Annotated in this window: 7 protein-coding genes and 3 tRNA genes; 6 read left to right on the top strand and 4 right to left on the bottom strand. The window is 38.7% G+C overall.

Features of this window, described 5'->3' with window-relative positions; genetic code table 11:
• Positions 1–5: 5 nt before the first annotated feature.
• Genes ptrA through recD form a run of 3 tightly spaced genes read left to right on the top strand, consistent with a single transcriptional unit; the run spans position 6 to position 8,415 of the window.
• On the top strand, positions 6–2,894 hold the full coding sequence (ptrA, locus tag JEP71_RS10440) for a pitrilysin (RefSeq protein WP_198626195.1): 2,889 nt from the start codon (positions 6–8) through the stop codon (positions 2,892–2,894).
• Positions 2,891–6,502 carry an exodeoxyribonuclease V subunit beta gene (gene recB / locus JEP71_RS10435; protein WP_198626194.1) on the top strand — a complete coding sequence of 1,204 codons (3,612 nt, stop codon included), beginning with the start codon at positions 2,891–2,893 and terminating at the stop codon, positions 6,500–6,502. Before ptrA ends, recB begins: the two co-directional genes overlap by 4 nt.
• 2 nt (positions 6,503–6,504) lie before the next feature.
• Complete coding sequence (gene recD, locus JEP71_RS10430; RefSeq protein WP_198626193.1) at positions 6,505–8,415, top strand: exodeoxyribonuclease V subunit alpha; 1,911 nt, start codon at positions 6,505–6,507, stop codon at positions 8,413–8,415.
• A 72-nt stretch (positions 8,416–8,487) separates the two neighbouring features.
• Here the strand turns inward: recD and argA are convergent, their stop codons facing one another.
• Positions 8,488–9,822, bottom strand: coding sequence for an amino-acid N-acetyltransferase (gene argA / locus JEP71_RS10425; protein ID WP_196532769.1), 1,335 nt, complete (start codon positions 9,820–9,822; stop codon positions 8,488–8,490).
• A 240-nt stretch (positions 9,823–10,062) separates the two neighbouring features.
• Between argA and amiC the strand changes: the two genes are divergently transcribed.
• Positions 10,063–11,325: an N-acetylmuramoyl-L-alanine amidase AmiC gene (amiC, locus tag JEP71_RS10420; protein ID WP_109373098.1), complete on the top strand. Its 1,263-nt coding sequence runs from the start codon at positions 10,063–10,065 to the stop codon at positions 11,323–11,325.
• A 204-nt stretch (positions 11,326–11,529) separates the two neighbouring features.
• Here the strand turns inward: amiC and JEP71_RS10415 are convergent.
• The 3 genes from JEP71_RS10415 to JEP71_RS10405 all read right to left on the bottom strand — a co-directional run bounded on the left by JEP71_RS10415 (position 11,530) and on the right by JEP71_RS10405 (position 11,812).
• Positions 11,530–11,606 (bottom strand) — tRNA-Met (locus JEP71_RS10415).
• 22 nt (positions 11,607–11,628) lie between these two features.
• Positions 11,629–11,705 (bottom strand) — tRNA-Met (locus tag JEP71_RS10410).
• Positions 11,706–11,735: 30 nt separating this feature from the next.
• Positions 11,736–11,812, bottom strand: a tRNA-Met gene (locus tag JEP71_RS10405).
• A gap of 296 nt (positions 11,813–12,108) precedes the next feature.
• Between JEP71_RS10405 and mltA the strand changes: the two genes are divergently transcribed.
• Together mltA and tcdA are read left to right on the top strand one after the other, a co-directional pair.
• On the top strand, positions 12,109–13,203 hold the full coding sequence (gene mltA, locus JEP71_RS10400) for a murein transglycosylase A (protein WP_198620946.1): 1,095 nt from the start codon (positions 12,109–12,111) through the stop codon (positions 13,201–13,203).
• 110 nt (positions 13,204–13,313) lie between these two features.
• Entirely contained in the window at positions 13,314–14,162 is an 849-nt protein-coding gene (gene tcdA, locus JEP71_RS10395) for a tRNA cyclic N6-threonylcarbamoyladenosine(37) synthase TcdA (protein WP_198626243.1), read from the top strand.
• Positions 14,163–14,226: the final 64 nt, after the last annotated feature.

Here is a 14,226-nt window from a genome sequence, read left to right as displayed (position 1 = left end):
ATCAGATGAGAAAGTACTGCTCGCAACTATGGATCATGTTGCTATTGATGCTAGTGAGTATCAACAGCTTTGCCGCTGATCCACTCTGGCAAGTATTGCCTGATAGCATTGAAAAAAGTGAGAGCGATCCACGGCAATATCAAGCGATTAAACTACCTAATGAAATGACAGTATTACTGGTTTCTGATGAAAAAGCAGTTAAATCATTAACGGCAGTTGCGCTACCTGTTGGCGCATTAGAAGATCCTGATAGTCAGCAAGGTCTTGCGCACTATTTAGAACATATGGTGTTAATGGGATCGGTGAAATATCCTCAATCAGGCAGCATGTCTGAGTTCTTACAAAAGAATGGTGGCTCTCATAATGCGAGTACAACGACTTATCGTACTGCATTCTATTTAGAAGTGGAAAATAGTGCCATTAATGAAGCGGTTGATCGACTTGCTGATGCTTTAGCTGAACCTTTACTTGATCCTAAAAATGCAGATCGTGAACGTAATGCTGTTAATGCAGAATTAACTATGGCGCGCGCGCGCGATGGTATGCGTTTTTGGCAAGTCAGGGCAGAAACCTTAAACCCTGCTCATCCAAGTTCCCGTTTTATGGGCGGAAATTTAGAAACGCTGAGTGATAAGCCAAACAGTAAATTACAAGATGAATTAATTAAATTTTATCAAACGCACTATTCTGGCAACTTAATGAATGGGGTAATTTACAGTAATAAGTCACTTGAGGAATTATCTAAATTAGCCGCAGACACTTTCGCTCGTATCCCGAATAAAAAGGCAGATGTGCCTGTCACCACTGTACCTGCTATGACGGATAAAGAAAAAGGGTTAATGATCCACTTAGTACCGGCTCAACCGCAAAAGACTTTACAAATTGAGTTTGGTATAGATAACAACGTTGCTGATTTTCGCAGTAAAACGGACGAATACATTGGCTATTTAATTGGTAATCGTAGTTCAGGCACTTTAGCAACATGGTTACAAGACCAAGGTTTAGCCGAAAATATTAGTGCGTTCTCAGAGCCCTATATTGATCGTAACCAAGGCTCGTTTACCATTTATGTTTCGTTAACCGATAAAGGGTTAGCGCAAAAAGACAAAGTGATTTCCGCTATCTTTTCGTACATTCGTTTAATTCAAACAGAAGGTATCAGTCAGCGTTACTTTGATGAAATTGCGAATGTATTGGATCTCTCATTCCGTTATGGCTCTATTGTAAGAGATATGAATTACATAGAAGGCATTTCGGATATGATGCTGCGTTATCCAGTCAAAAATATCCTTAATGCAGACTATATCGCTGATAATTATGAGCCTTCAGCTATCCTTTCACGTCTTGATTCACTGACACCAGAGAAGGCTCGTATTTGGGTAATAAGTCCTAATGAACCTTCTAACAAACAAGCTTACTTTGTTAACGCGCCTTATCAGGTTGATAAAATCACAGATAAGCAATTAAAAACATGGCAAACATTATCAGATGATATTTCATTATCATTGCCAGCACTTAACCCTTACATCCCTGATAATCTTTCACTGATTGATGCGGACAGTAAAATCATCAAACCACAATTGTTGTGGCAGGATAAAAGTGCTCGTCTGTTCTATATGCCATCACACTATTTTTCTGATGAACCGAAAGCGAGTGTGACATTAAGTTTGGTGAATAAAAAATCGGATATCACTGTTAAGCAACAAGTGACACAAACTTTAACAGACTATCTTGCAGGTCTAGCATTAAGTGAATTATCTTACCAAGCTTCTGTTGCGGGAATGAATATCTCATCTACATCAGGACAAGGTATTGATTTTTCAATGAATGGTTATACGCAACATTTACCAGAACTCGTTAATGCGACACTGAAAAGCTATATGAATTTTGAGTCAACTCAAGAAGAGCTAGATCAAGCTAAATCTTGGTATCGTGAACAACTTGAAGTGACCCATAACTTAAAAGCATTTGAAGCAGCTATGCTACCAGCTCGCCGATTAAATACGATCCCGTACTATGAAGAAGCTGACAAACTCAAAGCATTAGAGTCAATTACGCTGCAAGATATTATTGATAATCGCCGTGAAGTCATTAAAAACGCGGCACTTCAAGCGCTGATTATTGGTAACTTAACGCCAGAGCAAAGCCGCAATATTGCTAAATCTGCACACGAATTATTAGGTAATCAAGGCACAGAATATTGGATCGGTGAAACATTAGTATTCAATAAATTAAATGCAGTTGAATTCCAAAATAAATCGAAGAGCACAGATAACGCATTAGGTGAGCTTTATATCCCAACGGGTTATAGCCGCCTTGAAGGTCAGGCAATTTCTTCAGTGTTATCGTCTATTATCAAACCTTGGTTCTATGATCAATTAAGAACAGAAGAGCAACTTGGTTATGCTGTATTTGCTTATCAAGCTACTATGGGTGAGCAATCAGGTATCGGCTTTTTACTGCAAAGTAATGCAAAACCGCCTGTCTATTTAAATGAGCGCTATAACGCATTTTATCAACAAGCTTACGAGCGTTTGAAAAAAATGAAAGAGGCTGATTTTAATCAGTATAAACAAGCGATTATTACCGAAGTTAAACAGCCACCTCAAACATTCTATGAAGAAGTTTCTCTTTATCGAAATGACTTCCATCGTAATAACTTAAAATATGATGGACGTGAAAAATTCTTAGCTGAGCTTAATAAAGTAACGTTAAAACAAGCTATTGAGTTTTATGAAAAAGCAATTATAAAACCAAACGGATTTATTTTTGTTTCTCAAATTATTGGTAAAGATGGCAAAGATGCTGATTACGCCGAAAATAAACAATGGAAACGTTATGCTACGGTAAGTGAATTACAAAAAACCTTACCTATTGAGGAAATTAAAGAGTGAGTGAAGTGATACAGGCACAGCCATTAAACCCGTATACACTCCCTCTGTACCAAAGACGCCTCATCGAGGCGTCAGCAGGAACAGGGAAAACTTATACAATAGGGTTGTTGTATTTACGGTTGCTTCTTGGATTAGGCGGAGAGTCTGCATTCTACCGCCCTCTCAGTGTTGAAGAGATTTTAGTTGTGACATTTACGGATGCGGCGACAGATGAATTACGAGCCCGTATTCGTAAAAATATCCATGAACTAAGACTTGCCTGTATCCGTCATGATGTTGAAAGTAGTGATAACGCTTACCACGAATTACTTAAACAAATCCCGAATAAAGAGCTGGCTGCACAGTGGTTGTTAGAAGCAGAACGACAAATGGATGAAGCGGCTATTTATACTATTCATGGATTTTGCCAGCGTATGTTGGCAAACAATGCATTTGAATCAGGAGTCTTGTTTGAACAAGTCTTGATCCAAGATGAATATGAGCTTAAAAAACGGGTATGTGCTGACTTTTGGCGCCGTCATTGTTATCCACTTTCTTATGATGTTGCTAATGCAGTAAGCCAGATTTGGTCTGGCCCTGAACAGCTACTTTATGAAATACAGCCTTATTTACAAGGTGAAATGCCTGAAATCGAAGGTGTGGCATTAGACAGTGAAAATGAATCAGTCAAAGAGCGTCATCAAGCGGTTATTGAAGCAATTAACAAGGTGAAAACTCGTTGGCATGAACATCATCATGAAGTTGAAGCATGGATAACCGCTTCAGGTGTTGATAAACGTAGTTATAGCAGTCGTTTCTTACCTAAATGGATTGAAGAAATTACTCTGTGGGCATCAACATTAGAAACGAAAAGCTATCAATTACCTGATTGTTTGGTTCGTTTTTCTCAAGAAACGCTGAATGAAAAGGCAACGAAAGGCCCAGCACCAGAGCATATTCTTTTTATTGAAATTGAACGATTAACAAAGCAGAGCCTAACTCTGCGAGATGTTATTCTTGCCAACGCCATTCCTGAAATACGCCAAGGTATTGAAAATGAAAAGATGCGTCGTGGTGAAATGGGATTTGATGATTTATTAACACGTCTAGACAGAGCGTTAAAACGTGAAAGTGGCGAGGCTTTAGCGCAAGCTATTCGTGAACGTTATCCAGTTGCAATGATCGATGAATTCCAAGACACCGATCCTCAACAATATCGTATTTTTGATGCCATTTATGGTGAGCATGAAAATAGTGGTTTGCTGTTTATTGGTGATCCTAAACAGGCAATTTATGCTTTCCGTGGTGCGGATATTTTTACTTATATTCAAGCACGAAAGCAGACATCTCATCACTACACATTAAATACTAACTGGCGCTCTGCGCCGGGTATGGTGAATGCAGTTAACAAGCTTTTTATGCGTTCCAAGGCCCCATTTTTATTTGAACATATCCCTTTTATTGAAGTAAGTTCGGCTGAAAAAAACCAAGACATGGTCTTTATTTACCATGATGAGCCGATTTCGCCTTTTAATTTTTGGCTTGCTGAAGGCGAAAGTGTTTCTACGGGAAATTATGAGCAAATCATGGCAGCGCAATGTGCCGCACAAATTCGTGATTGGTTATCAGCAGGGGATCAGCAACAGGCTTGGCTGATTGAGCAAGGTGCAAGAAGAGCGGTTACGTCTGCTGATATTATGGTACTGGTGCGTAGCCGTAGAGAAGCGATACTGATCCGTGATGCACTGAATTTACTTTCAATACAATCCGTATTCTTATCCAATCGTGAAAGTGTATTTGAAACCAATGAAGCGAAAGATCTACTTTGGTTACTACAAGCGGTTGTAACACCAGAGAAAGAGCGTGTTTTAAGAGCCTCTTTAGCCAGCCGATTATTTGGTTTTAGCGCGAAGCAAATTGATAGCCTAAATCATGATGAACATCGCTGGAATAATTATGTAGAAAAATTTGCTGATTATTATGCATTATGGCAAAAGCGTGGTGTTTTACCAATGTTGCGTAAAATCATGATGGATAATCAAATTGCGGAAAATTTACTCGCAAGTATTGATGGTGAGCGCCGGCTTACAGATATCATGCATATTGGTGAATTATTACAAGAAACATCATTACAACTTGATAGTGAACACGCCCTTATTCGTTGGTTAGCACAACAGATTTCTCATCCTGATGCGCAATCTGAAAGTCAACAAATGCGCTTGGAAAGCGACCGAAATCTTGTGCGAATTTGTACTATTCATAAATCTAAAGGCCTTGAATATCCTATTGTTTGCTTACCTTTTGCTTGTAATTACCAAGAACAAAAAGGGGCGCTTTATCATGACAGAGAAAAATTTCACGCGAAATTAGATATTTTTAGCCGACCTGAAAGCTTACGTTTAGCAGATGAAGAGCGCTTAGCTGAAGATTTACGCTTACTTTATGTGGCATTAACACGATCTAAATTCTGCTGTTATGTTGGTGTTGCTCCTCTTGTTAAAGGGACTAAACGTAAATCAGGGCTTACTGATCTGCATAAAAATGCTTTAGGGTATTTATTACAGCAAGGTGAAGAAGGCGATAGTGAATTATTACATCAATCAATTCACGCTTTATTAGATGATAATATCAGTGTAACAACGCTTGATAACATATCAGTACATCGCTATCAGCCTCAATTAATGGCAGAAACAAAACTTGAAGCCGCTATATTTAAACGTCAGATCCATGATAATTGGCGTATAACGAGTTATTCAGGATTAACCTATCAGCATTCAAATCGTAATTATCATTTTGATTTGGGTGATATTGAGGCTTTGGTGCAATCTATCGCACCAGGACTTGATACAGATGCTAAAGGTGAGAAGCAACAAGGAGAGGTTGATGAAAATTCTATTCATCATTTCCCTCGTGGTGCAGTAGCAGGAACATTCTTACATAGTTTGCTTGAAGTGTTGGATTTTTCGCAGCCTATTGATGAACTGTGGATACAAGGACAATTGACAGCTCAAGGCTTTGATGAAAAGTGGACTCCTCTTTTAGTTACATGGATGGAAACGCTGTTTCATACGCCTCTTAATTCTCAAGGATTATGTCTTGCTGATATCCCAAAATCACAACAACTTGATGAATTACAATTCTATTTACCTATTGAGAAAGAAGTATCATCAGCTCAATTGACTCAATTAATAAGTCAGTTTGATCCTCTATCAAAACGTTGTCCTGCTTTGCAATTTCAACAAGTAGAAGGGATGCTCAAAGGCTTTATTGATTTAGTTTTTTCTTGGGAAGGTAAATACTATGTTGTGGATTATAAATCGAATTGGTTAGGTGGATCGAGTGAGGATTACACACAAGAAGCGATGATGAATGCAATGATGGATCATCGCTACGACTTGCAATATCAACTCTATACCTTAGCGTTACATCGTTTTTTACAGCAACGTATTCCTGATTATGATTATCGAACTCATTTTGGTGGTATTTATTATCTTTTTTTACGGGGTATAGATAAAGAACATCCCGGAAATGGGGTTTACGCTTATTTGCCTGATGAAGCTTTTGTTTTGGCGTTGGATTCATTATTTACAGGTAAAAGTAGCAAATCCGATGTAGTCGGTGAGAAATAAAAATGATCAAACTATTAGAACAAGCGATTACACAAAACTTATTACGACCTTTAGATCTCCGATTTGCACAAATGCTGGTTGAAGATGAAAACCCTATTTTACTATTTGTATTTGCTTATTTGAGTGCTCAAACTGGAGCGGGGCATGTTTGTTTACCATTGAGTATTATTCAAAAAGATCAACTGTTTGATGGTAGACAAAAAGAGTTTGCACAAGAAATTTGGCAAAAAATGGGTAAGCCTTCTGCTAAAAAAATAGTAGAAGAGTTGGCTCATTGTCATTGCGTTAGTCAAAGTAACGATGATTCTCCTTTCCCCATTATTTTAGATAATGGACTTCTTTATCTACAAAGAATGTGGAGCTATGAAGAGAAAGTAGCGCAATTTTTTAGGCAAGAGCACAGCATTGTTGATATTGATGAAAATGAATTAACTAAGGTACTTAACCAGCTTTTTCCAGCAACGAAAGAAAGCCAAGAAACAAATTGGCAAAAAGTAGCTGCCAGTGTTGCTATCACAAGCCCCATTTCTATTATTTCAGGGGGGCCAGGAACGGGGAAAACCACGACAGTTGCTAAAATTTTAGCGGCTTTTGTGATGCTCACATCAAATGAGAAGCCCATTATTCAATTAGCGGCGCCAACTGGAAAAGCCGCTGCGAGATTAACGGAATCTTTAGGTAAGGCTTTGGCGCAACTTAATTTAAGCGAAGAAGAAAATAAGTGGATGCCAAAGCAGGCACAGACTATTCATCGTTTATTAGGGGCTCAGCCTGAAAGTCAGCAAGTGCGTTACCACAAAGATAATCCATTACAGCTTGATATTTTAGTTGTTGATGAAGCCTCAATGGTTGATTTACCCATGATGGCACGCTTGATTGAGGCACTTCCATCAAAATGTCACGTCATTTTCTTAGGTGATAAAGACCAACTTGCTTCTGTTGAGGCAGGGGCTGTATTAGGTGATATTTGCCGTTTTTCTGAAGATGGTTTTAGTCAAAAAAGATTTGATCAGATTAATCACTTAACTCAAGGTGAATTGGTTAAATCTACTGATATTATTCCTGTTTCTCAAACTCCAGTGTCTGTCGTCAGTGATTCTCTGTGTCTATTACGTAAAAGCTACCGTTTTGGTGAAGATTCAGGGATAGGACAACTTGCTTTGGCGGTTAATAAAGGACAAACCAAAATTGCTATTGCGTTGTTGAAAAAAGCAGAGGTTAGCCCACAACAGCTTGAAATAGCATTAGAGCCTCAAGATGTGAGCTTTATTGCTTTAGAGTCAAAAGAAAGTTATTTACTGATGATACAAGATGCTGTTAATGCTTATCGAGAGTATCTCACTTTAGTTTCTCAAAAAGCATCACCTGATATTATTCTTAATGCATTTAACCAATACCGTTTATTGTGCGCACGAAGAGAAGGTCCTTTTGGTGTGAGTGGTTTAAATGACAGAATTGAAATGTTATTGCATCGCCAGCGATTGATCCGTCGTCCTACAAACAGTTATCAAAGTGATTATATTGGTCGCCCAATTATGATCCAACGAAATGACAGTACGTTAGGTCTGTTTAATGGTGATATTGGCATTATGCTCAATAACGATGAAGGTGAAATGAAAGCATTTTTCCAACTACCAGATGGAAAATTGAAAGCGATCCAACCTAGCCGATTACCACAACATGAAACTGCGTATGTAATGACGGTGCATAAATCACAAGGTTCGGAATTTACCCATACAGCATTAGTTCTTCCCGATAAATTTTCACCTGTTGTTAGTCGAGAATTGTTGTATACCGCATTAACACGCGCTAAACAGAAGCTTTCTCTTTATGCTTCAGAGTCTATGGTGAAAATGGCAATACAAACGCGTATTCAACGTCGAAGTGGATTAATTGATAAATTACGTTATTAGCGGTTAGTTAATAATGGAAAATAATAAAAGACAGGCATTGAGAGGGATACCTGTCTTTTTTGTGCTTGGTAATTACTCTTTATGTAAGTCTAAAATTAAAATTTTAGAACGGCGTTGGTAATTATAGAGTGCTTGTTTTTCAATGGGTAATTTATCAATTTCAGCAGGTTCAAATCCTTTTTCTTGAAACCAGTGTATGCTACGAGTTGTTAGAACAAATAGCTTTTCTAACCCCAATTGCTTAGCATGCGCTGAAATGCGCTGTAGTAAAACCTCACCACGACAAGAGCTACGATAATCAGGATGCACTGCAACACAGGCCATTTCACCAATTTTTTCTGATGGATAAGGGTAGAGCGCTGCGCATGCGATAGTCATATTATCGCGTTCAATAATAGTGAATTGATCAATTTCAATTTCCAATTGTTCTCTTGAACGTCTGACTAAAATACCTTGCTGTTCTAATGGGCGAATAAGTTCGAGTATGCCACCAATATCATTAATATTTGCTCTACGAACTTTCTCTGCACTCTCCATGACGATTTGAGTACCAATACCATCACGAGAGAATAATTCTTGAATAAGCGCACCATCAGATTGATAACTTAATAAGTGGCTACGCTCTACACCACGACGACAGGCTTTAACAGCTCCCCGTAAGAATCTTACTGTGCCTGAGTGATAATCGCCTTCTGTTTGTAGCTCTCGAATTTTATCTTCAGCTTGATTAGGCAGCAGTTCAGAAACAATGTGACCTTCTTCATCGATAACACCTTGGAATGAGCAAAAACCAATCAGCTTTTGTGCTTTAAGTTTTATCGCAAGCTGTGTTGCCACTTCTTCTGAGGTGAGATTAAAGCTTTCACCAGTAACAGACACTGCAACAGGGCCAATTAATACAATAGCATTACTGTCTAACTGGCGATGAATAGCTTCTTCATCGATACGACGAATTTTTCCGCTATGACAATAATCAACGCCATCATCAACCCCTAATGGCTGTGCGATAACAAAGTTACCACTAACAACATTAATATGCGCACCTTGTAATGGCGTATTGCTTAAACTCATTGATAGGCGAGCCGTAATATCAAGTTGCAATGTACCCGCAGCTTGTTTAACGATTTCTAAGGTTTTACTATCTGTGATGCGCGTATATTTATGATAAATCGGAGATACTTTTTGTATTTCAAGAGCAGTATCAATTTGTGGGCGAGCACCATAAACAACCACTAAACGAATGCCTAGGCTGTGTAACAACCCAATATCATTAATGATAGATGGGAAGTTTTCGTGAGCAATGGCTTCGCCACCTAGCATAATGACAAATGTTTTGCCTCTATGTGCATTAATATACGGAACCGAGTGGCGAAATCCATCGACCAATTCGGTGCTACGCTCTTTCATAAAACCCTCTCAAGTGAATTTTTATTCGAATTTAATGTATTTTTATTCTTTTTGGAGAGGAATGGCAAGTAAAATCCTATCTTATTGTTTTCCCTGAAGGCAGAATATTCGTGTAAAAGTGAGTAATTGTGCTGTTTTTAAGTGACAGTGAAGTGTGGATTGGGTAAAGTTTTTCGTTCTTAACTTTTTTTATCTCTTTTTAGAGTTTATTGACGTTAATCGTTTTTTTGGAATATTTTCATGAGTCATTCTGAGCACAATCAAACTCGTCGTCGTCTTGTTAAAGGAATTGGCGCGTTATTATTGTTAAGTATTAGTCCTGTTGGTCTTGCAGCCACAGCATCTATTGTTGCTGTGAGGGTTTGGCCTGCCTCGACTTATACTCGCGTGACTATAGAATCCAGTACACCACTGAAATATCGTCAGTTTGCATTGTCAAACCCTGAACGTATTGTGGTGGATTTAGAAGGTATTCAACTTAATAGCGTATTGAAAGGTGTTGCTAATCAAGTTCAGACTAGCGATCCGTATTTAAAACTTATTCGGGTTGGTCAAAATACACCTAAAACAGTGCGACTGGTATTTGAAGTAAAAACGCCTGTACAACCACAAATGTTTACGCTTAAACCTGTGGCTGAATTTAAAAACCGTTTAGTGCTAGATTTCTACCCAAGTCATGGGGCTGATACTGAAGATGATCCACTATTAGCACTATTGCGTGAATATAACGACGGTGATTTACAACAAGCTGTACCCGCACAAACAGACACACGTAAACCTGGCAGAGCGGGGCGTGATAGGCCGATTATTATCATGATCGATCCTGGTCATGGTGGAGAAGATCCGGGAGCAATCGGCAAATATAAAACTCGTGAAAAAGATGTGGTTTTACAAATTGCTCGTCGCTTAAGAACGCTTATTGATAAAGATGCCAAAATGAAGGCGTATATGACACGTAATGAAGATGTCTTTATTCCATTGACTGTACGTGTTGCTAAAGCGCGAAAAATGCAGGCAGATTTATTTGTCTCTATCCATGCTGATGCATTTACAAACCGCTCTGCAAGAGGTTCATCTGTTTTTGCATTATCAAAAACCGGCGCAACCAGTAATACAGCGCGTTATCTTGCTCAAACACAAAATGAGTCTGACTTAATTGGTGGGGTGAGTAAAAGTGGTGACCGTTACGTTGACCATGCAATGCTTGATCTTGTGCAAACAGCCACTATCAACGACAGTCTGAAATTTGGTAGTGAAGTGCTTAAGCTGATGGGGGGGATTAATAAATTGCATAAAAATAAAGTCGATCAGGCTGGGTTTGCGGTATTAAAAGCGCCAGAAATTCCGTCAATTCTGGTTGAAACGGCCTTTATCAGTAATATCGAAGAAGAGAAAAAGCTGAAAACAGCAAAATTCCAGCAACAGATTGCAGAATCTATTTTCAAAGGTATCAAAGCTTATTTTGCTAATGGCGGTGAATTAACGTTAGCTGATCGTAGTTAAATTCTTTTTATACCTTCTTTTCATATTCCAGTAGAAAGTGAATATCATCTGCTTTCTATTGGAATGTCTTATTGTTTTTCAACACAATAATCTTATTAAAATAAAAGAGAATGATCAGAATAAATGTATAAATAAGTTGGGTAATAGATTTGAATTAATAAATCAAAAGAGATGGTAAAAATGAGGAATAACATTGAAAAGAATTGGTTGCGGGAGCTGGATTTGAACCAACGACCTTCGGGTTATGAGCCCGACGAGCTACCATGCTGCTCCATCCCGCGACTGAATTGTTGTTTATAGAATTGGTTGCGGGAGCTGGATTTGAACCAACGACCTTCGGGTTATGAGCCCGACGAGCTACCATGCTGCTCCATCCCGCGACTGATACTATAACTTACTGCTTTGTGAATTGGTTGCGGGGGCCAGATTTGAACTGACGACCTTCGGGTTATGAGCCCGACGAGCTACCAAGCTGCTCCACCCCGCGTCTCCACAGAGGGGCACTATACTCAGGATCTGCCGAGTTGCAAGTTTTTTATGAAATTTTTACAGTTTTCTTTTAAAAACGGTCAGAAATAACACATCAAGATGCAAATTTAGGCAGTTATACTCGTCATACTTCAAGTTATTTAGAGAGTATATACTTGATGTTTAAAAGTCATATTGATTGGGTGATAATAGAATGCAGGTACAACATGTATATTCATTATCTTTATTGATTTGGCTTTGGTATCTTTCTCATTCAAAATCAGTACTCAAATTTAGTTATTAAGCGGGAAAAAAATGGTTACTTGGCGAAAATCGTTAATTTTAGGTATGTTAGCGCTTGCCTTGACTGGATGTCATCGTCCAACAGAGCAAGGGCAACAGTATAAAGATGGAAAGCTTAAGCAAGATCTCATTGAGGTAAGTTCGCCAAATACACAAGGTACACCCATTAATGGCCCTGATTACTTACAACAAGTAAGCCAGATAAACCAAACATCATCCCGTTTATACAATAGCAATAAAGAAACTTATCAAGCGGTAGAAAACTGGTTACGATCTGGTGCTGATACTCGCCAATTACGCCAATTCAATCTTTCTGCATTTCAAATGGAAGGGGTTGATAAGTACGGTAATGTTCAATTTACTGGATATTACACACCTGTTCTTGAAGCCCGTTTAACGCAACAAGGTGAATTCCAATACCCTCTTTATAAAATGCCAGCTAATAGCCGTTCAAAGTTGCCGTCTCGTGCTGCTATTTATAATGGTGCATTAAGCCAATCTTTAATTGCAGCTTACAGTAACTCCATTATGGATAATTTTATGATGGAAGTTCAGGGAAGTGGTTATGTTGATTTTGGTGATGGTAAACCTTTAACGTTCTTTGGTTATGCAGGGAAAAACGGACACCCTTACCGTAGTATTGGTAAAGTGCTTATTGATAATGGCGAAGTAGAAAGAAAAGATATGTCTATGCTGGCTATCAGAGAGTGGGCAGATAAACATAGTGATACCGAAGTGAGAAAATTATTAGAAGAAAACCCTTCATTTGTTTTTTTCAAACCAGAGCCTTTTACACCGGTTAGAGGCGCTAGTGCTATCCCACTTGTTGCACTTGCCTCTGTGGCTTCTGACAGAAGTATTATTCCTGCCGGAACTGTGTTGCTTGCTGAAATTCCTGTACTTGATAATACCGGTAATTTTACAGGCGAATATCAAATGCGTTTAATGGTGGCATTAGATGTAGGTGGGGCAATTAAAGGGCATCATTTCGATATTTATCATGGAATTGGTAAAGATGCGGGTCATATGGCAGGTTTTTATAATCATTATGGGCGTGTTTGGGTATTAAAAAAATCACAACTTAACTCATTAAATCCTTCGTCATAAAAACGATTTGCTATTTATCTGTTCGTTATTAACGGTAAAATTATGCAAACGACATGGCTATGGATATTAAGAGCCATGATTATTTCTGTTATTTAGGTTGTTATCGCATTATGCAAAATTCATTATCAGATTCATATTTACAACGCTTTTCTGGAATAGGGCGACTCTATGGGCAAAACGCGTTGTCTTATTTTGCTCAGGCTCATATCTGTGTCGTGGGTATAGGTGGAGTTGGCAGTTGGGCTGCTGAAGCATTAGCACGTAGTGGTATTGGTGCCATCACCTTAATTGATATGGATGATGTGTGTGTGACTAACACTAATCGTCAAATACATGCGTTAAAAGAAAGCGTGGGTCAGCCTAAATGCGATGTGATGAAACAGCGTATTTTAGAAATTAATCCAGAATGCAAAGTGACTAGTATTGATGATTTTGTCACGGTTGATAATGTCGCTGAAATGATGAATAACGACTTTGATTATGTTATTGATGCAATTGATAGTGTAAGACCAAAGGCTGCATTATTAGCTTATTGTCGCCGTTATAAAATTCCGGTGATCACAACGGGTGGTGCTGGTGGACAAATCGATCCAACACAAATCCAAGTGGTGGATTTAGCAAAAACAATTCAAGATCCGTTAGCCGCTAAATTAAGAGAGCGTTTGAAATCTGATTTTAATGTCGTAAAAAATAGTAAGGGAAAATTAGGGATTGATTGTGTTTTCTCAACAGAACAACTCGTTTATCCACAAGGCGATGGTACGGTTTGTGCGGCAAAAAGTACGGCGGATGGTGTGAAACGTATGGATTGTTCAGCCGGTTTTGGTGCTGTAACGATGGTAACGGCATCGTTTGGTTTTATTGCGGTGTCTCATGCTTTGAAGAAGATGCTAGCAAAGGTGCAGCGTGCTCGTCATACTTCAAGTTGTAGCGTTGTTGACGGCGTTCATTCACACTAGTCACATACTGATGTATGCTCCTAGCGACTCATTCACTTTTCGCCTAGCTACATCTTGAATTATT

Origin of the sequence: Proteus sp. PR00224 (genome assembly GCF_016238105.1) — a bacterium.
Classification (GTDB): Bacteria; Pseudomonadota; Gammaproteobacteria; order Enterobacterales; family Enterobacteriaceae; genus Proteus.
The sequence above is the reverse complement of the archived record's forward strand: the minus strand, read 5'-3'. Positions and strand labels throughout refer to the sequence as shown.

What these genes read in the sequence shown, in the direction of transcription:
- argA (WP_196532769.1), bottom strand. Translation starts at nt 9,822, where the DNA reads ATGAAAGAGCGTAGCACCGAATTGGTCGATGGATTTCGCCACTCGGTT.
- mltA (WP_198620946.1), top strand. Translation starts at nt 12,109, where the DNA reads ATGGTTACTTGGCGAAAATCGTTAATTTTAGGTATGTTAGCGCTTGCC.
- tcdA (WP_198626243.1), top strand. Translation starts at nt 13,314, where the DNA reads ATGCAAAATTCATTATCAGATTCATATTTACAACGCTTTTCTGGAATA.
- amiC (WP_109373098.1), top strand. Translation starts at nt 10,063, where the DNA reads ATGAGTCATTCTGAGCACAATCAAACTCGTCGTCGTCTTGTTAAAGGA.
- recD (WP_198626193.1), top strand. Translation starts at nt 6,505, where the DNA reads ATGATCAAACTATTAGAACAAGCGATTACACAAAACTTATTACGACCT.
- ptrA (WP_198626195.1), top strand. Translation starts at nt 6, where the DNA reads ATGAGAAAGTACTGCTCGCAACTATGGATCATGTTGCTATTGATGCTA.